Source organism: Streptomyces sp. NPDC005925 (assembly GCF_040638805.1).
GTDB lineage: Bacteria > Actinomycetota > Actinomycetes > Streptomycetales > Streptomycetaceae > Streptomyces.
Genome location: NZ_JBEXVL010000009.1, coordinates 31,966 through 52,781 on the forward strand (window position 1 = coordinate 31,966; position 20,816 = coordinate 52,781).

Annotated in this window: 18 protein-coding genes; 12 read left to right on the forward strand and 6 right to left on the reverse strand. The window is 72.5% G+C overall.

All coding sequences use genetic code 11. The annotated features are described in order from the left end of the window. Positions 1–38: 38 nt before the first annotated feature. Entirely contained in the window at positions 39–1,244 is a 1,206-nt protein-coding gene (locus tag ABZ354_RS13745) for a cytochrome P450 (RefSeq protein ID WP_358656287.1), read from the forward strand. Positions 1,245–1,343: 99 nt separating this feature from the next. Here the strand turns inward: ABZ354_RS13745 and ABZ354_RS13750 are convergent, their stop codons facing one another. Beyond that, complete coding sequence (locus tag ABZ354_RS13750; protein ID WP_358656289.1) at positions 1,344–2,204, reverse strand: diacylglycerol kinase family protein; 861 nt, start codon at positions 2,202–2,204, stop codon at positions 1,344–1,346. A 193-nt stretch (positions 2,205–2,397) separates the two neighbouring features. On the opposite strand from ABZ354_RS13750, the gene ABZ354_RS13755 reads away from it, so the two are divergent. Continuing rightward, positions 2,398–3,681 (forward strand): adenylosuccinate synthase, encoded by a 1,284-nt coding sequence (locus ABZ354_RS13755; RefSeq protein ID WP_358656291.1) that lies wholly within the window; start codon positions 2,398–2,400, stop codon positions 3,679–3,681. Between the two features lie 223 nt (positions 3,682–3,904). Then, a complete protein-coding gene (locus ABZ354_RS13760) occupies positions 3,905–4,195 on the forward strand; it encodes a hypothetical protein (protein WP_358656293.1) in 291 nt (96 codons plus the stop codon). A gap of 14 nt (positions 4,196–4,209) precedes the next feature. Here ABZ354_RS13760 and ABZ354_RS13765 read toward each other — a convergent pair whose 3' ends face one another. From ABZ354_RS13765 to ABZ354_RS13775, 3 genes are all read right to left on the reverse strand, one after another. Then, positions 4,210–4,860 (reverse strand): hypothetical protein, encoded by a 651-nt coding sequence (locus ABZ354_RS13765; protein WP_358656295.1) that lies wholly within the window; start codon positions 4,858–4,860, stop codon positions 4,210–4,212. Between the two features lie 238 nt (positions 4,861–5,098). Continuing rightward, entirely contained in the window at positions 5,099–5,824 is a 726-nt protein-coding gene (locus tag ABZ354_RS13770; RefSeq protein ID WP_358656297.1) for a GntR family transcriptional regulator, read from the reverse strand. A 173-nt stretch (positions 5,825–5,997) separates the two neighbouring features. Then, complete coding sequence (locus tag ABZ354_RS13775; RefSeq protein ID WP_358656299.1) at positions 5,998–7,353, reverse strand: aspartate aminotransferase family protein; 1,356 nt, start codon at positions 7,351–7,353, stop codon at positions 5,998–6,000. A 181-nt stretch (positions 7,354–7,534) separates the two neighbouring features. Here ABZ354_RS13775 and ABZ354_RS13780 point away from each other — a divergent pair, with 181 nt between their 5' ends. Then, complete coding sequence (locus ABZ354_RS13780) at positions 7,535–9,865, forward strand: protein kinase (RefSeq protein WP_358656301.1); 2,331 nt, start codon at positions 7,535–7,537, stop codon at positions 9,863–9,865. 214 nt (positions 9,866–10,079) lie between these two features. Here the strand turns inward: ABZ354_RS13780 and ABZ354_RS13785 are convergent, their stop codons facing one another. After that, positions 10,080–10,829: an SLATT domain-containing protein gene (locus ABZ354_RS13785; RefSeq protein ID WP_358656568.1), complete on the reverse strand. Its 750-nt coding sequence runs from the start codon at positions 10,827–10,829 to the stop codon at positions 10,080–10,082. Positions 10,830–11,145: 316 nt separating this feature from the next. Here ABZ354_RS13785 and ABZ354_RS13790 point away from each other — a divergent pair, with 316 nt between their 5' ends. The 7 genes from ABZ354_RS13790 (at position 11,146) to ABZ354_RS13820 (ending at position 17,879) form a co-directional block, all read left to right on the forward strand. Continuing rightward, complete coding sequence (locus ABZ354_RS13790) at positions 11,146–11,505, forward strand: YbaB/EbfC family nucleoid-associated protein (RefSeq protein WP_358656570.1); 360 nt, start codon at positions 11,146–11,148, stop codon at positions 11,503–11,505. An 80-nt stretch (positions 11,506–11,585) separates the two neighbouring features. Continuing rightward, a complete protein-coding gene (recR, locus tag ABZ354_RS13795) occupies positions 11,586–12,185 on the forward strand; it encodes a recombination mediator RecR (protein WP_358656303.1) in 600 nt (199 codons plus the stop codon). After that, on the forward strand, positions 12,178–12,837 hold the full coding sequence (locus ABZ354_RS13800; RefSeq protein ID WP_358656305.1) for a DUF5063 domain-containing protein: 660 nt from the start codon (positions 12,178–12,180) through the stop codon (positions 12,835–12,837). Before recR ends, ABZ354_RS13800 begins: the two co-directional genes overlap by 8 nt. 289 nt (positions 12,838–13,126) lie before the next feature. Then, on the forward strand, positions 13,127–14,404 hold the full coding sequence (locus tag ABZ354_RS13805) for an aspartate kinase (protein WP_358656307.1): 1,278 nt from the start codon (positions 13,127–13,129) through the stop codon (positions 14,402–14,404). Further along, entirely contained in the window at positions 14,404–15,465 is a 1,062-nt protein-coding gene (locus ABZ354_RS13810; protein WP_358656309.1) for an aspartate-semialdehyde dehydrogenase, read from the forward strand. The genes ABZ354_RS13805 and ABZ354_RS13810 overlap by 1 nt, the downstream gene beginning before the upstream one ends. A 492-nt stretch (positions 15,466–15,957) precedes the next feature. Further along, positions 15,958–16,629, forward strand: a complete 672-nt coding sequence (locus ABZ354_RS13815) for a SigE family RNA polymerase sigma factor (RefSeq protein ID WP_358656311.1) — start codon at positions 15,958–15,960, stop codon at positions 16,627–16,629. A 107-nt stretch (positions 16,630–16,736) separates the two neighbouring features. Then, positions 16,737–17,879 (forward strand): hypothetical protein, encoded by a 1,143-nt coding sequence (locus ABZ354_RS13820; RefSeq protein ID WP_358656313.1) that lies wholly within the window; start codon positions 16,737–16,739, stop codon positions 17,877–17,879. Between the two features lie 41 nt (positions 17,880–17,920). Here the strand turns inward: ABZ354_RS13820 and ABZ354_RS13825 are convergent, their stop codons facing one another. Continuing rightward, on the reverse strand, positions 17,921–18,796 hold the full coding sequence (locus ABZ354_RS13825) for an SURF1 family protein (protein ID WP_358656315.1): 876 nt from the start codon (positions 18,794–18,796) through the stop codon (positions 17,921–17,923). 137 nt (positions 18,797–18,933) lie between these two features. On the opposite strand from ABZ354_RS13825, the gene ABZ354_RS13830 reads away from it, so the two are divergent. Continuing rightward, positions 18,934–20,754 (forward strand): prolyl oligopeptidase family serine peptidase, encoded by a 1,821-nt coding sequence (locus ABZ354_RS13830; RefSeq protein WP_358656317.1) that lies wholly within the window; start codon positions 18,934–18,936, stop codon positions 20,752–20,754. Positions 20,755–20,816 lie beyond the last annotated feature (62 nt).

The following is a 20,816-nucleotide window of genomic DNA, read 5'->3' on the forward strand; positions in this document are numbered from 1 at the left end:
CCTGGTCAGGGGCGGGCCGGCCGGGCTAGCGTCCCGGTATGACGGCAGCCTTCGACCCCTGGGACCCCGCGTTCGTCGCCGACCCCTGCCCCGGCTACGCCGCACTGCGGGCCCGGGGCCGGGTGATCCCCTACGAGCCCACCGGCCAGTGGCTCGTACCGCACCACGCGGACGTCTCGGCGCTGCTGCGCGACCGGCGCCTCGGCCGCACCTACCGGCACCGGTTCACGCACGAGGACTTCGGGCGGACGCCGCCGCCGGCCGCGCACGAGCCGTTCCACACGCTCAACGACCACGGCATGCTCGACCTGGAACCGCCGGACCACACCCGCATCCGGCGCCTGGTGTCCAAGGCGTTCACGCCGCGCACCGTGGAACGGCTCAGGCCCTACGTCGAGGGGCTCGCCGCCGACCTGGTGGACCGGCTGGTGGCGGCGGGCGGCGGCGACCTGCTCACGGACGTCGCCGAACCGCTGCCCGTCGCCGTGATCGCGGAGATGCTGGGCATCCCGGAGGCGGACCGGGCACCCCTGCGGCCCTGGTCGGCGGACATCTGCGGGATGTACGAGCTGAACCCGTCCGAGGAGACGGCGGCGCGGGCGGTCCGCGCCTCGGCCGAGTTCTCGGACTACCTGCGGGAGCTGATCGCAAAGCGGCGCGAGCGCCCCGGGGACGACCTGATGTCCGGGCTGATCGCCGCCCACGACGAGGGCGACAGTCTCACCGAGCAGGAGCTGATCTCGACGGCCGTACTGCTGCTCAACGCCGGTCACGAGGCCACCGTCAACGCGACCGTGAACGGCTGGCACGCCCTCTTCCGGCACCCCGGGCACCTGGCCGCCCTGCGCGCCGACCACTCCCTCGTACCCTCGGCGATCGAGGAACTGTTGCGGTACGACACACCGCTCCAGCTGTTCGAGCGCTGGGTGCTGGACGACATCGAGATCGACGGGACGACCATGCCGCGCGGCGCCGAGATCGCCCTGCTGTTCGGCTCCGCCAACCACGACCCGGCCGTCTTCACCGAGCCCGCCGGGCTGGACCTGGCCCGCCGCGACAACCCGCACATCTCCTTCAGCGCCGGTATCCACTACTGCATCGGCGCCCCCCTGGCCCGCATCGAACTGGCCGCCTCGATGCGTGCCCTGCTGGAACGGGCCCCCACCCTGGCCCTCGCCGCAGAGCCGAAGCGCAAGCCGAACTTCGTGATCAGAGGCCTGGAGGGGCTGCGGGTGGTGGTGTGAGCGCCTCCTGATTCCCTGTGAGCGGCTGGGACCGGAAGGGAACCGGCTCTCCTCCGGCCCGCCGCCCGCCGGCCCACCCCGCCGAAGCGCCCCGACCCCTCACGGCGCCGACGGCAGAGTCAGCGCCCAGGCTCCCTCCCGCACCGTCCACGTCCGGCGGCGGACCGGCCCCGAGACCGACGCGTCCGCCCGGTAGTGGAAGTCCGCACCCGAGACCGTGACCGTGCGGCCCTTCGCCAGCACCGGGGAGGCCTTCGCGCCCACCGACACCGGCCGCACCTCGATCCCGGCCATCCCCGAGGTGCCGGGCCGGACGGACATCCCCGTCACCGGCTGGTCCAGGTCCACCAGGGTGCTGCCGTCGACCTCGATCCGCAGCCGGGACGGGCCCGGGACGGGCGCGTGCACGAGCCGGGTTGGACGCGCCGGGACCAGGGTCCGTACGAGGGACTGGCAGGTACGCAGCCAGGGCCGGGCCGGATCGGACGACGCGTCGGTGTCGTCGTCGCCCGGCGGCCCGTCCCACAACGGCGGTATCCCGACCGCGCCCAGCACCACCCCGTCACTGTCGTCCACGAGAAGGTCGCGCCGCCGCGCCGCGCCGTCCAGCACGGCCCGCGCCGCGGCCACCGTGCCCGCCGGCACGCCCAGCGACCGGGCCAGGCCCAGCTCGCGGCCGACCGGCACCATCGACAGGGCGCATCCGGCCAGCTCCCGGTGCCGGTGCAGCAGCGCCACCACGTGGACGAGCGTCCGGTCGTCACCGATCACGACCGGCCTCCGCGAGCCGCGCCGGGACAGGGCGCGGGCGAAATCCTCCGGCCCGTCGGGCAGACACACCTTCGCCGCCGCACCCGCGCTGAGCACGTCTTTCGCGATCCGTACCGATTCTCCGTCCGTTCGACGGGCCACCGGGTCGATGACCACGAGCAGCTGGTCGGACGTCGCGAAAGTCGCCACCTCGGTCCTGCCTCGCTTCCTCGGGTAGCATCTTTGTGCAAGAGCCCCTTGCGCTATTGCGCCAGGGGCTTCGTCTATTCCGGGGCATCCGGTCCGACGGTCGCGGCCAACGACGGCCGCGGGGCACGCGGCGGAAACCCTCCGCGTAAGCCCCTGACCCAGGACATGCCCCGCCCGGAAGGGGTGTACGCGCGTGCCCGCACTTGTGCTGCTCGGTGCTCAGTGGGGTGACGAAGGCAAGGGAAAGGCGACGGACCTGCTCGGCGGCTCCGTCGACTATGTGGTGCGATACCAGGGCGGCAACAACGCCGGCCACACGGTGGTCGTGGGCGACCAGAAGTACGCCCTGCACCTGCTCCCTTCCGGAATCCTGTCTCCCGGCTGTACGCCGGTCATCGGTAACGGCGTCGTCGTCGACCCGTCGGTCCTGTTCTCCGAGCTGAGCGGACTGAACGAGCGTGGCGTCGACACGTCCAAGCTCCTGATCAGCGGAAACGCGCACATCATCACGCCGTACAACGTGACCGTCGACAAGATCACGGAGCGTTTCCTCGGCAAGCGCAAGATCGGGACCACCGGCCGCGGCATCGGCCCGACCTACGCGGACAAGATCAACCGCGTCGGCATCCGCGTCCAGGACCTGTACGACGAGTCGATCCTCACCCAGAAGGTGGAGGCGGCGCTCGACGTCAAGAACCAGGTCCTCACCAAGCTCTACAACCGGCGCGCGATCGCCGTCGACCAGGTCGTCGAGGAGCTGCTGGGCTACGCGGACAAGCTGGCGCCGTACGTCGCCGACACGGTCCTGGTCCTGAACCAGGCCCTGGAGCAGGACAAGGTGGTCCTCTTCGAGGGCGGCCAGGGCACGCTCCTGGACATCGACCACGGCACGTATCCCTTCGTCACGTCCTCGAACCCGACCGCGGGCGGCGCCTGCACGGGTGCCGGCGTGGGGCCGACGAAGATCAACCGGGTCATCGGCATCCTCAAGGCGTACACGACCCGCGTCGGCGCGGGCCCGTTCCCGACGGAGCTCTTCGACGAGGACGGCGAGGCGCTGCGCCGCATCGGCGGCGAGCGGGGCGTCACGACCGGCCGCGACCGCCGCTGCGGCTGGTTCGACGCGGTCATCGCCCGCTACGCGACCCGCGTGAACGGCCTGACGGACTTCTTCCTCACGAAGCTGGACGTCCTGACCGGCTGGGAACAGATCCCGGTCTGCGTGGCGTACGAGATCGACGGCAGGCGCGTCGAGGAACTCCCGTACTCCCAGACCGACTTCCACCACGCCAAGCCGGTCTACGAGATGCTGCCCGGCTGGACGGAGGACATCAGCCGGGCCAAGACCTTCACGGACCTCCCGAAGAACGCGCAGGCGTACGTGAAGGCCCTGGAGGACCTGTCCGGCGCGCCGATCTCCGCGATCGGCGTGGGGCCGGGCCGGGACGAGACGATCGAGATCAACTCGTTCCTCTGAGCGCCCGATGCGGGACGGCCGGTGCGGTGCGGGCGCCGGCCGTCCCGCGGGGCGTCACTCCTCCGTCACCGCCCCTGCTCGCAAGACGAACGCGCCGAGGTGGCCAGGACGAGCATGCCGGGGGCCTGACCGGAGTTCATCGCCGCTGCCCGCGCGGGCGGCGACGGGCGGGCATAGGCTGAGATTCCTACCCCGCGTGCGTCGACCGGAGAAGGTGAGTGCGATGCGCGTGATGCTCAAGGCGACGATGGACACGGAGAAGGCGAACGAGCTCATCCGCAGCGGGAAGCTGCCCGAGCTCATGAAGGAGACCCTGGAGCGGATCCAGCCGGAGGCGGCCTACTTCGGGCCGATCGGCGGACGGCGGACGGCGCTGCTGTTCTTCGACATGCAGGACAGCTCGGAACTGCCCCCGACCGGTGAGCCCTTCTTCACCCAGATGAACGCCGAGGTCGAAGTGAACCCGGTCATGAACGCGGACGACCTGCAGAAGGGACTCTCCGAGCTGCGCTGACCCCGTCCGCGCCCTCAGCTGAAGACGATCATCGAACCCTGGGCCAGGCTCCGGGTCGCCGCCGCGTGCAGGCTCAGCCAGACGTGACGTTCGCGGGCGAAGGGACTCGGGTCGTGCGGGGCCGGGACCGCCGGTTCCTCCAGTTCCGTGGGGGACTTCGGAGGGTCGGGCGCGGGGGGCGGGTTGGCCGGGTCGATGCCGATGGACGCCGCCACCGCCTCCAGCTCCCTCAGCAGGGCCTGGGACGAGCCCAACGGGCCGCCGCCCGCGAGGAGTTCGTCGTCGGCGAGAGGGTGCGGAAAGTCGACGGGGACGTACGTGCCCGCGTGGTCGTAGTGCCACACCAGGTGCGACTGCTGGGCCGTCGCCTCGAACATCTCCAGCAACTGCTCGTAGTCGCCGCCCAGTTCGTCCACCGGTGTCACCGGCAGCCCGCACACCTGGAGCAGGTAGGCGCGGCGCAGGAAGTGCAGCGCGTCGTAGTCGAAGCCCGCCACCGGGGCGACGTCACCGGACAGGCCCGGCATGTACTGGTACACCGGCACCGGCGGCAGCCCGGCCTCGGTCAACACCTTGTCGTATTGCGCGAGTTCTTCGGCGAACGGGTTGTCGGGCGTGTGGCACAACACGTCGACGAGCGGTACCAGCCACAGGTCACAGGCCAAAGAGGGCTCCTCATCAGCGCACAGCACGTGGTCGCGGGGACGTGGGTCCTGGCAGGGTATCGGTGCGGGCGGCGGCGGTTCCTCCGCGTGTTCCGCTTCTTCGCGTGGTTCCCCCGTGCCCCGTTCCTTACCCGCCCGGCTGCCGATGACGCGCGCCGGCGCTCACCGGGCCCCCGCGCGCCGTCCCGCCCCCGCACGTGTCCCCGCCCCGCCCGGGCCGTGTCCTCGTCCGCCGTCGTCACCGCGCGGGAGCGTCGGGCTCGGACTCCGGGGTGTCGAACAGGGCGAGGTCTTTCAGGGCGTGACTGTTGTACGACTTGATGATCTCGTACGCCCCCTGGGTGTCCAGGCGTGCCATCGCGTCGATGAGGTCCGCGTGGCCGGACCACAGCCGGCCGCGCAGGTCGGGCGCCCGGCGCAGCTGCTGCACCACGCAGACCCAGGTCTGGCTGCGCAGCCGGTGCAGGAAGTCGCCGAGGTAGGGATTGCCGAACAGGGTGCTGAGCTCGCGCCAGAACCGCAGGTCGTAGCCGACGAGGACGGTGAGGTCACCGGCCATGGCGGCGCGCTGCGCCTCCTCGCCGCGTCGGCGGACCACGGCGAGCGCGGCGACCATGTGGGGCACGGCCGAGGCGTCCAGGTCGGTGCGTTCGGCCATCGACCGGAAGATGCCCTCGGTGACGAGGCGGCGGGCGTCCAGCATGTTGCGCAGGTCCTCGGCCGAGTACAGCGGCACCCGGAACCCGCGGTGGTGGTCGGCCTCCAGCAGTCCCTGCGCCGCCAGGTCCACGAGCGCTTCGCGGACCGGGGTGGCGGAGACGCCGTACTGCTCGGCGATCTCCTTGACCGTGAAGGCCTGCATGGGTTTCAGCCGCCCCGCCAGCACTTCGTCACGGAGCGCGTCGGCGATCTGCTGCCGCAGGGTGCTACGCGTCACGGCACCGGGGCCGCGGAGGCCGGGCATGTTCGGGGTTCTCTCCCGTCGCGTTCGGCGGCGTGCGCGGACCTGTCCACGCACCTGTCCACGTACATGTCCACGTACATCCGCGTACATGGTCATGTTCTCGAGCACGCCACCTTACGCGTTCGAGGTGCCCGCGATCGGCCGGTGACAGCTTGCTGACCTCCGGTGCTCTCCTATCCGGTGTACTCGTCGGCCACCGTCAGGGCCGCGTCCAGCACCGCGAGGCCGTCCTTCAGCTCGGCCTCCGTCACGTTGCACGGCGGGACCACGTGCGTACGGTTCATGTTCACGAAGGGCCACACACCGCCCGCCTTCGCGGCGGCGCCGAACGCCGCCATCGCCGCGTTCGCCTCTCCGGCCGCGTTGTACGGCACCAGCGGCTCCCGCGTCTCCCGGTCGCGCACCAGTTCCAGCGCCCAGAACATGCCGGTGCCGCGCACTTCGCCCACGCACGGGTGCCGGTCCGCCAGAGCGCGCAGCGCGGGGCCGAGGACGTCGGTGCCCAGGCGGGCCGCGTTCTCGACGACCCCCTCCTCGGCCATCACGTTGAGCGTCGCGACGGCCGCCGCGCACGCCAGCGGATGCCCGGAGTACGTCAGACCGCCGGGGTAGGGGCGCTTCGCGAACGTCTCCGCGATCTTCCCCGAGATGGCCACCCCGCCGAGCGGCACGTATCCGGAGTTCACGCCCTTCGCGAAGGTCATCAGGTCCGGTACGACGCCGAACAGGTCGGCCGCGAACCACGTACCCGTCCGCCCGAACCCGGCCATCACCTCGTCCAGCACGAAGACGATGCCGTACTTGTCGCAGATCTCGCGGACCCCGGCCAGATAACCGGGCGGCGGCACCATGATCCCGGCCGTGCCCGGGATGGTCTCCAGGACGATCGCGGCGACGGTCGCCGGGCCCTCGAAGGCGATCGTCGTCTCCAGGTGCTCCAGTGCCCGGGCGCACTCCTGCTCCTCGGTCTCGGCGTAGAAACGCGAGCGGTAGAGGAACGGCGCCCAGAAGTGCACGACTCCGGCCGAACCGCTGTCGGAGGCCCAGCGGCGCGGGTCACCGGTGAGGTTCACGGCCTGCTGGGTGCCGCCGTGGTACGAGCGGTACGCCGACAGCACCTTCGGGCGGCCCGTGTGCAGCCGGGCCATGCGCACCGCGTGCTCGACGGCGTCCGCGCCGCCGTTCGTGAAGAAGATCTTGTCCAGGTCGCCGGGCGTCCGCTCCGCGATCAGCCGGGCGGCCTCGGAACGCGCCTCGACGGCGAACGCGGGCGCGAACGTCGCCATCCGCCCCGCCTGCTCCTGGATCGCGGCGACGACCTTCGGGTGCTGGTAGCCGATGTTCGTGAAGACGAGTCCACTGCTGAAGTCCAGGTACCGCTTGCCGTCGTAGTCCCAGAAGTACGACCCCTCCGCGCCGGCGACGGCGAGCGGGTCGATGAGCTCCTGTGCGGACCAGGAGTGGAACACGTGCGCGCGGTCCGCCGCCTTCACGGCGGCGCCGGCCTCGGGGCTGGGCTGAGGAGTCATGCGGGCGAGCGTAGATGTCCGTCGTACGGGCGCGGTATGGGCGTCCTGTCTGCGGTGCGCGGGATTCCGCGACAGGTTGTCGACAGAGCGGCCCGAAACCTGGCCGCCGCCCCACCCGCGCGCCGCCCCACATCGGCACTATCCTCGGCCTGTTGCTCGTGTAGGGGGAGGCGGCGGGGCGTTGGAGAAGCTCGAACCCGGAGATCCGCAGGGGATCGGTGCCTACCGGTTGCTGGCGCGGCTCGGCGCGGGGGGCATGGGGTACGTCTATCTGGCCCGGTCGGACCGGGGACGCACCGTGGCCGTCAAGCTGGTGCGCGCGGAACTGGCCCGCCAGGAGGAGTTCCGGGCGCGCTTCCGGCAGGAGGTACGGGCCGCGCGGCAGGTCGGCGGGTTCTGGACCGCGCCCGTCCTCGACGCGGACACCGAGGCCGTGGTGCCGTGGGTGGCCACCGGGTACGTCGCCGGGCCCAGCCTCGAGCGGATCGTGGGCCGCGACCACGGCGCGCTGCCGGAACGCTCGGTGCGCATCCTCGCCGCCGGACTCGCGCACGCGCTGAAGGACATCCACGCCGCCGGGATCGTCCACCGCGACCTCAAGCCGTCCAACGTGCTCGTGACCATCGACGGGCCGCGCGTCATCGACTTCGGGATAGCACGGGCCCTGGAGACCGTCACGGACGCGGGCCTCACCCGTACCGGCGTCGTGGTGGGCTCGCCCGGCTTCATGGCCCCCGAGCAGGTACGCGGGGACCGCATCACACCGGCGTGCGACATCTTCTGCCTCGGCTCGGTCCTCGCCTACGCCGCCACCGGCAGGCTCCCCTTCGGCACGGCCAACAGCGGCGTCCACGCCCTGATGTTCCGCATCGCCCAGGAGGAACCCGACCTGGACGGGGTGCCCGAGGGCATCGCCGAACTGGTCCGCGACTGCCTTCAGAAGGACCCGGGCGACCGGCCCACCCTGGACGGCATCCTGGAACGCACCGGAGCGGAGGACACCGTCACCGACGGCCGCTCGCGCGACCCATGGCTCCCGGCCCCCCTGGTCGCCCAACTGGGGCGCCACGCGGTGCGGCTGCTGGACACGGAGGACCCGACGACGACGGCACCGGCGCCACCGGGGACGGCGGGGGCCGGGGCTGCGGCGCCATCGGCGCCGGGTGCGCCCGTGGTTCCGTCGGGCCCCGTCGGTCCCGTCGGTCCTGCGGGTCCGGTGGCTCCGGTCGGTCCTGCGGGTCCGGTGGCTCCTGCGGGTCCTGCGGGTTCCGCAGGTCCGGTGGCTCCCGTCGGCCCGGCGGGTCCGGTACCGGCTGCGCGGTCGGAGAGCGCCGCTGCGCCGCGGCCCGAGCAGACGGCCGACGGCCGGGAAGCCGCAGCGCGGGAAGGGGACCCCCGGCAGACGTCCGGCGCGGATGCCGCCGGGGCTCCGGCGGGCCCGGCCCGCCCGCCGGGCCCGCCCGCCCCGGGTTCGCCGGCGGCCGGTCCAGGCCGGCTGAACGACCTGCCGACGATGGCCGCGGGCCAGGCGGCACGGGCAGGCCGGACGCCCCCGTCGGCCCCGGCCGCCCAGCCCTCCACGCCCCCGCCCACCCCCGGTGCCACGCCCCCGGGCCTCACCGCCGCCGCGCCTCCCGGCCCCGGCCCCGCTCCCGGCGCGACGGTCCAGCCGGCGCCCCCCGCCCCCGGCGCCCCACCCCCCGGCCCCGCCTACGGCTTCCCCCACCAGTCCGCCCCCGGCCCGGGGCCCGCTCCCGCCTACGGCTTCCCGCATCAGCCCGCGCACGCCCCGGGCTCCGCTCCCGGCTGGCCGGGTGGCCACGGTCCGGGAGCCGCGCCGTCGCCGTACGGCACCCCGGCCCCGGGCATCCCGCCCCACCCGCACGCGGCCGCCGGCCCCGCCTACGGAGGCCACCCGCAGGCTCCCGCCGACGGCGGCAACAGCCGCTCCACGGTGCTGCTCGTCGTCATCGCACTGATCGTCGCGCTCGCCGCGGGCGGCACCATGTACGCGCTGATGAACAGGGGGGACGGTGGGACGGGCGGGAGCTCCGCGCCCTCCCCGGCCGTCACCGGCGAGCACGAGTCCGCCGATCCCGGCACCTCGGAGCCGGACCCCGAGCCGACCACCGAAGACTCCCCCTCGGCGTCCACGGACGGGGCGGTCCCGGCGGCGTACCTCGGCACCTGGACCACCACCATCGACAACGCGTCCGGCCGTCACACCCGGGAGCTGACCATCAAGCAGGGTGAGGTGGGGGACACGGTCCTGTCCCTCGTCGCCGAAGGGCCCTCCGACGGCGGCAGCGACTACCGCTGCGTGTTCGTCGCCGAGTTGAGCGAGGATCCCGGCGACGAGGGACCGCTGGCCATCGGGCCGTCCCTCGTGCGGACCGGGCCCGGTACCGCGTGCTCCCCGGGCTCCGAGACCGAGGTCACCCTTCTGCCGGACGGCACGCTCGAGCGGGTCAACGTGAGCACCGGGGAGCGCCTCGTCTACCGGAAGGAGTGACCGGCCGACCGTTCGAGGCGGCACTGTTCAGGGCCACTGTTCGAGGCGGCACCGGCCGTCCCGACACCCGTCGCCGCGATGCCGGCCGTCACGACACCGGTCCGCCGTCAGGCCGACCGGACGTTTCACGTGAAACACGCTCCGTAATCGTCGTTGGATCTCCCGGGGGCATCTCCGGGTTCTCCGGGGATGCCCCCTGCCGCGCCCGCCGCCCTCAGCGCGGCTCCGGCGGGCGCTGGCGCGGCATGTTCGGGCGGGTCACGGCCCCCGTCGGGAGGCCGAAGCGGCCGCTGACGGTGCCCGGCTCCGATCGGGACGCGCCGGGCACGGCCGCCTGGATGCCGAGCGGCGCGGCCCCCGCGCGGAACTGCACCATCCAGTCCGCGGTCTCCGTGCGCACCAGCTCCGTCACGTCCTCCGAGAAGCGCCGCAGCACTCCCAGGCATCGTTCGGCGGCCTCGCCCGCGGTGCCCTCCGTGGGGCCGAGGACCTCCCGTACGCACTCGGAGGCCCAGTCGAACTGGAGCCCCTGGAGCCGTCGCTGCACGGCCTGCGCGGTCGCGACGTCCCTGGTCCAGCCGGACGTCACCCCGAAGTACCGGTCGGCCGCGACGCACGCCACCGCCAGCAGCAGCGCCAGATATCCCCAGGGCGCTACCCCGCCCAGTACGCCGGTCAGGTCCATCAGCGGCAGCGTGGCCCCGGCGACCGCGCCCACGGCGGTGCCGCAGCGCAGGGCGCGGGCCCCGCGCCGCTTTCCCACCCGGTCGGTGAGGTACCAGGCGGCCGTGTCCAGCGCGCCGCGCTCCACCCACCGGTACAGCTCGTCCAGCCGCTGGGCCGGGTCCTCCCAGTCGCCGAGCGGGAAGGCCCGGCCGGTGAGGTCACCCGGCCGTATCCGGACGGTGTCCTCGCCACGGTCGTTGTGAGGCGGATCCTCGGGCTGTATCTCCGGCTTGCCCACCCGGCTCTCCCTACTGATCACGGTGCGTGACGCTCGTATGGCGCTGCTGTGACACCTGATGCCGTTGCGACGGCCACCTTCCTACCGCCCAATGGGTGGCGATGCGGTGGGTTTCACTACTTTTACTCTGGGAAATGCCGCTTGGTCGGGTATAGGTGCTCGATTTCCTTCACTCGAAAGAGTGTCGGGGCGCTGCCCTCGGTGACCACGTAGGCTCGTGCCGAACGGAAAAGCAACGGAAGCGCGACGGGGAAACGGAAGCGTGACGGGAAGCGCGGACGCCCCGTGCCGCACGTGCCCCGAAGAGGAGCTGATCGTGATCCCCGGTGGTGGCCAGCCCAACATGCAGCAACTGCTCCAGCAGGCCCAGAAGATGCAGCAGGACCTGCAGCGGGCGCAGGAGGAACTGGCGCGGACAGAGGTCGAGGGACAGGCGGGCGGCGGCCTGGTGCAGGCGACCGTCACCGGCTCCGGCGAACTGCGGGCACTGCGGATCGACCCGAAGGCCGTCGACCCCGAGGGCGGATCGAGGGAAGAGACCGCGGAGACGCTCGCCGACCTCGTGGTGGCCGCCGTACACGCCGCGAACGAGAACGCGCAGGCGCTCCAGCAGCAGAAGCTCGGCCCGCTGGCCCAGGGCCTGGGCGGCGGAGGCATCCCGGGTCTCCCCTTCTGAGGGGTCCTCCCCGCCTTTCTCGGACAGGCCGGGCCAACTAGCGTATGAACTGAAGGAACCCCAGGAAGGGCGGCAGTCCGTTGTACGAAGGCGTGGTCCAGGACCTCATCGACGAGCTCGGGCGGCTGCCCGGCGTCGGGCCCAAGAGCGCGCAGCGGATCGCCTTCCACATCCTCCAGGCGGAACCGACGGACGTACGGCGGCTCGCGCACGCCCTGATGGAAGTCAAGGCGAAGGTCCGCTTCTGCGCGACCTGCGGCAACGTCGCGCAGGAGGAGCTGTGCGGAATCTGCCGCGACACGCGCCGCGACCCGTCCGTCATCTGCATCGTGGAGGAGCCCAAGGACGTCGTGGCGATCGAGCGGACCCGTGAGTTCCGTGGCCACTACCACGTGCTGGGCGGCGCGATCAGCCCCATCGACGGCGTCGGCCCCGACGATCTGCGCATCCGGGAACTCCTGGCGCGCCTCGCGGACGACTCGGTCACGGAGCTGATCCTGGCCACGGACCCGAATCTGGAGGGCGAGGCCACGGCCACGTACCTCGCCCGCATGATCAAACCGATGGGCCTCAAGGTCACCCGCCTGGCCAGCGGCCTCCCGGTGGGCGGCGACCTGGAATACGCGGACGAGGTGACCCTCGGCCGTGCCTTCGAGGGGAGACGACTCCTAGATGTCTGACGCCACACTGCACGCGACCAGCCCCGACCCGGACGACTTCGCGGTCCAGATCGCCGACCAGGTGGAGAGCTTCCTGGTGGCCGTCACGGAGGTGGCGAAGGGTGACGAGCCGGAATCGGCCATCCCGTTCCTGCTGCTCGAGGTCTCCCAGCTGCTCCTCGCGGGCGGCCGTCTCGGCGCGCACGAGGACATCGTGCCGGACGAGCGCTACGAGCCCGACCTGGGCCCGGAGCCGGACGCGGACGAACTGCGCGAGAACCTCGCCCGGCTGCTGGAGCCCATCGACGTCTACTCCGAGGTCTTCGACCCGTACGAGCCGCGCAAGGCGCCCGTACCGGCCCGGATCTCCGACGACCTGACCGACGTCATCACCGACCTGCGCCACGGCATGGCCCACTACCGGGCCGGCCGCACCACGGAGGCCCTGTGGTGGTGGCAGTTCTCGTACTTCTCCAACTGGGGCTCCACGGCGTCGGCCGCCCTGCGGGCGCTGCAGTCGGTGGTCGCCCACGTCCGCCTGAACCAGCCCCTGGAGGAGCTGGACGGCCTGGACACCGACGAGGACCTCGGCGACGAGGCGCTGGAGGCGGAGGCCGGCCGGGTCATGGCGGAGGAGATCGCGGGCCCGCTGGGACTGCGCACCGTCAAGTGACACCGGCGCGGTGACACCGTCACCGTGACGCCGGCCCCGGTGACAACCGTCGGCGTACGGGTGACGTGTCATCCGTACGTGGTGACCTGGCCCACTTTTCGGAGTGCCCCGATCAGAGGCGGGCAGGTGCCCTCCCGGAGCGGTCCGGGAACATCCGGGTGATCGTGTCGTGAGCGGGACATCTCACGATGCGGTAGGACCAGGGGTGTTTCCGGCCGCTCGATAAACTGAGCCGACCGCTGTACGGGTACGTATGCGCGGACCGAGACGGACTGAGCGAGGAGCGCACGTGGGCCTTGTCGTGCAGAAGTACGGAGGTTCCTCCGTAGCCGATGCCGAAGGCATCAAGCGCGTCGCCAAGCGGATCGTGGAAGCCAAGAAGAACGGCAACCAGGTGGTTGCCGTGGTCTCCGCGATGGGCGACACGACGGACGAGCTGATCGATCTCGCCGAGCAGGTTTCCCCGATCCCTGCCGGACGCGAGCTCGACATGCTGCTGACCGCCGGGGAGCGGATCTCCATGGCGCTGCTGGCCATGGCCATCAAGAACCTGGGCCACGAGGCCCAGTCGTTCACGGGCAGCCAGGCTGGTGTCATCACCGACTCGGTCCACAACAAGGCGCGGATCATCGATGTGACGCCGGGCCGCATCCGGGCCTCGGTGGACGAGGGCAACATCGCCATCGTCGCCGGGTTCCAGGGCGTCAGCCAGGACAGCAAGGACATCACCACGCTGGGCCGCGGCGGCTCCGACACCACGGCGGTCGCTCTGGCCGCGGCCCTCGACGCCGAGGTCTGCGAGATCTACACCGACGTCGACGGCGTGTTCACCGCCGACCCGCGGGTGGTGAAGAAGGCCCGGAAAATCGACTGGATCTCGTTCGAGGACATGCTCGAACTGGCGGCCTCCGGTTCCAAGGTGCTCCTCCACCGCTGTGTGGAGTACGCCCGCCGGTACAACATCCCGATCCACGTCCGCTCGTCCTTCAGCGGGCTGCAGGGCACGTGGGTCAGCAGCGAGCCGATCAAGCAAGGGGACAAGCAGGTGGAGCAGGCCATCATCTCCGGTGTCGCACACGACACCTCCGAGGCCAAGATCACCGTCGTCGGCGTGCCGGACAAGCCGGGCGAGGCCGCCGCGATCTTCCGCACGATCGCCGACGCCGAGATCAACATCGACATGGTCGTGCAGAACGTGTCCGCGGCCGCCACCGGCCTGACGGACATCTCCTTCACGCTGCCCAAGGCGGAGGGCCGCAAGGCCATCGACGCGCTGGAGAAGAACCGCGCGGGCATCGGCTTCGACTCGCTGCGCTACGACGACCAGATCGGCAAGATCTCGCTGGTCGGCGCCGGGATGAAGACCAACCCCGGTGTCACCGCCGACTTCTTCACCGCGCTGTCCGACGCGAGCGTGAACATCGAGCTGATCTCCACCTCCGAGATCCGCATCTCGGTCGTCACGCGCAAGGACGACGTCGCCGAGGCCGTCCGCGCCGTCCACACCGCCTTCGGTCTGGACTCCGACAGCGACGAGGCCGTCGTCTACGGAGGCACCGGCCGCTGATGGAGCGGTCCGGACGGCGACCGTCGCTCGCGGTCGTGGGGGCGACCGGGACCGTCGGCGCGGTCATGCTGCAGATCCTGTCCCAGCACGCCGACATCTGGGGCGAGATCCGACTCGTCGCCTCGCCGCGCTCGGCCGGCCGCAAGCTGGCCGTGCGCGGCGCGGAGACCGAGGTCGTCGCACTCACCGAGGAGGCCTTCGACGGGGTCGACGTCGCCATGTTCGACGTACCCCGCGAGGTCGCCGCGCGGTGGGCGCCGCTCGCCGCCGCCAAGGGCGTCGTGGTGGTCGACACCTCCGGCGCGTTCCGCATGGACCCGGACGTGCCGCTCGTCGTGCCCGAGGTCAACGCCCACGCGGCGCGCAGCCGGCCGCGCGGCATCATCGCCGGCCCCGAGTGCACGACGCTGTCCATGATCGTGGCGCTGGGCGCGCTGCACGCCGAGTTCGGGCTGCGCGAGCTGGTGGTCTCCTCGTACCTGGCGGTCAGCGGTGCCGGGCGGGCCGGCGTGGAGACGCTGCGGAGTCAGCTGTCCCTGGTCGCGGGCACGGAGCTGGGGACGAACCCCGGTGACGTACGGCGGGCCGTCGGCGACGGCACGGGGCCTTTCCCAGAGCCCGTCGCGCTGAACGTCGTGCCGTGGGCCGGTGAGGCGCGGGAGGACGGCTGGTCCTCGGAGGAGATGAAGGTGCGGGACGAGTCCCGCAAGATCCTCGGCCTGCCCCGGCTGCCCGTCGCCGTCACCTGTGTACGGGTGCCGGTGATCACCACGCACTCGGCGACCGTGCACGCCCGCTTCGAGGACGAGGTCACCGTCGACCGGGCCCGCGAGATCCTCGCCACCGCCCCAGGCGTCGTCCTGTTCGACAACCCGGCCGCGGGCGAGTTCCCCACGCCCGCCGATGTCGTCGGCACCGATCCGACGTGGGTGGGCCGGGTCCGGCGGGCCCTCGACGACCCGACCGCGCTGGAACTCTTCGTCTGCGGCGACAACCTCCGCAAGGGCGCCGCGCTGAACACCGTGCAGATCGCCGAACTGGTGGCGGCCGAACTCTCCTAGCGGGCCGGCCGCCACCCGGGCGGAGTGCCGCTCGACGGCCGGCCCTCCCGCCGGAGCGGAGTACGACTCGACGTCTGACTTTCCCTCCTGTTCGGGAGGTGGCGGGAAAACTGCGAGTCCCGGCGAAAAACGTTTGTAGGATCTGTGCACACGAGGTGAGCCGGTCGATGATCCGGACCCCTTGTCCGGTGCACCTTCGGCATCCGAGGATTTCCTCCCCGCCCCCCGCAACCGCGCGGAGGGTGGGGAGCGTCTTTGCGGTCGGTCCGGACGGGGTGCGGGGGCGCGTGGGACGCGGCGTGGGGGCGTCGCGGATCGGGCGACGGGACGTCCGATTCTTATGGGACATAGGGGAAGAGCGGGACGCATGAGGGCATACGATGCACCGTCAGCTGTGCTGTCCGCCGCGGGAACGCAACCCGCGGCGCCGGTCCGCGGGAACGTGACCCCCGGCGCGTACAACCCTCATGGGGGTGGGCGTGTCCAACAGGCGTGGCAGAGGTACTCGACTTTTCAGTGGCGGCGTCCCGCGGCCCGGCCCTGCGCCCCCGGCCCGTCCGGCCTCGTACGGCCGGCGTGGCCGGTGGCATGCCGGTGATCGCGCCCATGCCCGCAGCGCGGCCCGCCCGCGTCCCGAACCAGCGTGAGGGGGCCGACGATCTCGCGGCCGCCGGCACGACCGTCGACCACCTCACCGAGACGTACCGCACGCACTACCGTTCGCTGCTCGGTCTCGCCGCGCTGCTCCTCGACGACACGGCCTCCTGCGAGGACGTCGTCCAGGAGGCCTTCATCCGCGTCCACTCCGCGCGCAAACGCGTCCGCGACCCCCAGAAGACCCTGGCGTACCTGCGCCAGACGGTCGTCAACCTCTCCCGTTCGGCGCTGCGCCGGCGCATCCTCGGCCTGAAGCTCCTGTCGAAGCCGATGCCCGACATGGCCAGCGCGGAAGAGGGTGCCTACGACCAGCTGGAGCGCGACTCGCTGATCAAGGCCATGAAGAACCTGCAACGCCGTCAGCGCGAGGTGCTCGTGCTGCGTTACTTCGCGGACATGACCGAGGCGCAGGTCGCCGAGACGCTCGGGATTTCCCTGGGCTCGGTGAAGGCGTACGGTTCGCGGGGCATCGCGGCGCTCCGGGTGGCCATGGAGGCACCGGTATGAGCGAGGGCCACGACGCGCGGGGCGAGCCGCGGGAGCGGCACGAGCCGACGCGGCCGACCGGGCATGATCGACACGATCCGACGCAATCGCACGCTGGGAACGGAACTGTGAACCACGGCCCCGACGACCAGGGCCCCGACGAGCCGGGCTTCGAGAAGCGGGAGCCCGCCGACTCGGGCTCCGAGACGAAGCGGGAACCCGCCGGCCACGCGAGCGCCGGCCGGGCGCCCGAAAGCCTCGACGAGTCCGACGGCTTCGGCCCGGACGAGGCGGCGCTGCGCACGTTGCTGCACCAGGTGGTGCAGGACGTCGAACCCCGTGACGGCACCCTGGACTTCCTGCGGCGGGCCGTCCCCGCGCGGCGGGCCCGCAAGCGCCAGGCGGCCGTGGGCATGGCGGCCGCCGCGCTGTTCGTCTGTACGGCGGTCCCGGCGCTCGTCCACGTCTCCAACTCCACCGGCTCCGACGCCGACCCCTCCGCCATCGGCCACACCTCCCAGATGCAGGGCGGCGCCACCCAGGGCAAGGACCCGAACGGCGGCAGCGGCATCGGCACGTCCGCCGGCCAGACCGAGGGCACGGGCCAGGACGGCAAGACCGACGAGACGCACAACGGCGGCACCGACGCCGGTACGGGTGCCACCGAGGGCGCCGACCCGTCGGCCGGCACCGCCGCCGGCGGTGCCGGCCTGTGCACGCCCGACCAGCTCGGCGCGAGCGGCAGCAGCGAGGCCCCCGCCTCCACGGGAGGGGTCCAGGGCACCTTCCGCGTCGTCAACGTCTCCGCCGCGGCCTGCACGGTCGGCGGCCCCGGCGGTGTGGAGGCGCTGGCGGGCGGCGCGGCCGACCAGGCCAAGCTGGGCACGCAGCGCCACCAGGCCGGGGACGCGGCGGCGGGCCTGCCCGACCCGTCGGCGGAGGCACCCGCGCTGGCGCTGGAGCCGGGGGCGGCGTACGAGGTGAAGTTCGCCTGGGTGCCGTCGGAGACGTGCCCCAGCAACGGCAGCGGCGGCACGAGCGGCGGTGACGTGGACCCGACGCCGGACCCGACGCCGACCGACGAGCCGGTGTCGGGCACGTCCACCGGAGGCGACACGGGCACGTCGGCCCAGCTGATCACCGAGGACGGCATGGCCGACGGCAGCGTCACGGTCGCCTACACCTCGGCCGCGGGCGCCGCGGCCTCGGTGGTGATCTCCAACGCCTGTGCCGGAACGGTTTACTGGACGGGCGTGCTGGCGGCCGAGTAGGACACGGCGGGTGCGGGGGCACGAGCGGTGCCCCCGGGCTCTCAGGCGGTGACGCGCTCGGCGTCCCCGCTCCCGTCCGGGCCCTCGGCCCCGATCGCGGCCCCGCCCTCGGCCCTGCTCTCGCCCTCGGTTCCGCCCGCCGACCCGGTCCCGGTCCCGGTGAGGCCGAGCTCCGCGTCGCGCAGGAACTCCGCCTCGCGCCGCAGCAGCCGGAACCACATGAAGACCACGAACCCGGCGAAGGCGAACCACTCCGCGGTGTACCCGAGGTTCTGGAACGCCTTCAGGTCCAGCCCCGTCCCGTGCGGCGCGGCGGCGGGCACGGCCGTCATCCCGGCGTCCGCGCGGGCCAGCGTGACCCACGCGTCGTACACGTCGTACGGCACGAGGTTCACCAGGGACGCCGCGCTGATCGCGCCGGTCTGCCCGGCCGGCAGTCCGCCGCGGGCACCGACGCCGTTGTCGCCGGGGGTCTCGGACGCCTGCAGCGCGCCGGTGACACTGACCTCGCCCTTCGGCGGGGCGGGGGCCCTCGCGGCGTCCGTGTCGGCGTCGCCGGGCAGCCAGCCCCGTACGACGGGCAGGGCCTTGCCGGTGTCGGTGCGCAGCAGCGTCAGGACGTAGAAACCGGGCTCGCCGTCCAGGTCGCGGTCCGGGACCAGCAACTGCTCGGCGTACCGCCCGGTCGCCGTGGCCTGCCGTCCCGACGTCGCCCTGTCCACCGGGAGCAGCGCGTCGAGCGGGGCGGGCGCCTCCGCGCGGTTGGCCGCGGCCCGGTCCGTGACGCTCCGGTCCTCCTGGACGCGGTCCTCGAAGCGGCCCAGCTGCCAGGACCCCATGAACACGCAGAAGGGGATGGCGAGCAGCACGAAGACGTTGATCCCCCACCAGCGGGGCGTCAGCAGGAAGCGGTACACGCCGTCAACGGTACGGGGGCCGTCCGGGTTCCCCGGCGCGGGGTCGGCCGGGGGCACGGTGGGGGACCGGTGCAAGTTTGTCCACAGGCTGAGGACCTCGGGCGTGGATTGTCACCGGGGACGGGCACTATGGGGCCATGACTGAGAGCAACGGGTCCGCGGCGCGGGATCAGCAGCAGGACGAGGACATGCCGAACTGGGAGAAGCGGTTCCGGGCGCCCCGGGTGTCGCTGCCCGACTGGGCGGAGGACGCCCCGGACCGCTCCCTGTTCGTGTCGAACGCGACAGGGACGTACGAGCTGTACGCGTGGGACCGGTCGACGGGCGTGCAGCGCCAGGTGACCGACCGGCCGAACGGCACGACGGACGGTGTGCTCTCCCCCGACGGCCGGTGGATCTGGTGGTTCGACGACAAGGACGGTGACGAGTTCGGCGTGTGGCGCCGCCAGCCGTTCGGGGGCGGCGAGGACGAGTGCGCCGTGCCGGGCGTCGACGCGTCGTACCCGGCGGGCCTGGCCCTCGGCAGGGACGGCCGTACGGCGGTGGTGGGCCGCTCCACGGACGAGGACGGTACGACGATCCACCTCGCGCGCGCGGGCGAGCCGCCGGTGGAGATCTACCGGCACCGCGAGTCGGCGGGCGTCGGCGACCTCTCGCACGACGGCACGCTGATCGCCGTCGAGCACACGGAGCACGGCGACGCCATGCACTCCGCGCTGCGGGTGATGCGCCCGGACGGCACGCGCGTGGCCGAACTGGACGACACCGACGGCGGCACCCGCGAGCTGGGCCTCGAGGTGCTGGGCTTCGCGCCGGTCGACGGCGACACCCGGCTGCTGATCGGCCACCAGCGCCGGGGCCGCTGGGAGCCCCTGGTGTGGGACGTGGCCTCGGGCGAGGAGACGGACCTGGCGCTGGAGCTGCCCGGCGACGTCAGCGCCGAGTGGTATCCGGACGGCTCGGGCCTGCTCGTCGCGCACAGCTTCGAGGCACGCAGCGAGCTGTTCCGCTACGACTTCGCCCAGCGCGAGCTGATCGAGATCCCCACCCCGGCGGGCACGGTGTCGGGTGCGACGGCCCGCCCCGACGGCAGCGTGGAGTACCTGTGGTCGTCGGCCGCGCAGCCGCCCGTGGTGCGGTCCACGAGCGGCCGGGTCGTCCTCGACCCGCCCGGCATGAAGTCCCCGGGCTCGGTGCCGGTCGAGGACGTGTGGGTGGAAGGCCCGGGCGGGCGGATCCACGCCCTGGTCCAGAGGCCGGCGGGGGCGACGGGACCGCTGCCGACGGTCTTCGACATCCACGGCGGCCCGACGTGGCACGACAGCGATGCCTTCGCCGCGGCCCCGGCGGCCTGGGTGGACCACGGGTACGCGGTGGTCCGCGTCAACTACCGGGGCTCCACGGGCTACGGCCGCGCCTGGACGGACGCGCTGAAGCACCGGGTCGGCCTGATCGAGCTGGAGGACATCGCCGCGGTCCGCGAGTGGGCCGTCGAGTCCGGCCTCGCCGACCCGGACCGCCTGGTCCTCACCGGCGGCTCCTGGGGCGGCTACCTCACCCTCCTCGGCCTCGGTGTGCAGCCGGAGGCGTGGACGCTGGGCATCGCGGTGGTGCCGGTCGCGGACTACGTCACGGCGTACCACGACGAGATGGAAGCGCTGAAGGCCATGGACCGCACGCTGCTGGGCGGCACCCCGGAGGAGGTCCCCGAGCGCTTCGAGGCGTCGTCCCCGATCACCTACGTCGACCGCGTCAAGGCGCCGGTCTACATCTCGGCCGGGGTCAACGACCCGCGCTGCCCGATCCGCCAGATCGAGAACTACGTCAAGCGCCTGGAACAGCGGGGTGCTCCGCACGAGGTCTACCGCTACGACGCGGGCCACGGCTCCCTGGTGGTGGAGGAGCGCATCAAGCAGGTCGGGCTGGAGCTGGACTTCGCGGCGAAGCACCTGGGCTGACCCGGACATCCCGTGGCCGGGGGCGGCACGCGGGCCGACACCGGGCGGGATGGGGGCAGCCG

Coding starts and splice junctions, on each gene's coding strand:
- ABZ354_RS13745 (WP_358656287.1), top strand. CDS start 39: ATGACGGCAGCCTTCGACCCCTGGGACCCCGCGTTCGTCGCCGACCCC.
- ABZ354_RS13760 (WP_358656293.1), top strand. CDS start 3,905: ATGCGCGTGATGCTCAAGGCGACGATGGACACGGAGAAGGCGAACGAG.
- ABZ354_RS13770 (WP_358656297.1), bottom strand. CDS start 5,824: ATGCCCGGCCTCCGCGGCCCCGGTGCCGTGACGCGTAGCACCCTGCGG.
- ABZ354_RS13775 (WP_358656299.1), bottom strand. CDS start 7,353: ATGACTCCTCAGCCCAGCCCCGAGGCCGGCGCCGCCGTGAAGGCGGCG.
- ABZ354_RS13800 (WP_358656305.1), top strand. CDS start 12,178: ATGTCTGACGCCACACTGCACGCGACCAGCCCCGACCCGGACGACTTC.
- ABZ354_RS13810 (WP_358656309.1), top strand. CDS start 14,404: ATGGAGCGGTCCGGACGGCGACCGTCGCTCGCGGTCGTGGGGGCGACC.
- ABZ354_RS13830 (WP_358656317.1), top strand. CDS start 18,934: ATGACTGAGAGCAACGGGTCCGCGGCGCGGGATCAGCAGCAGGACGAG.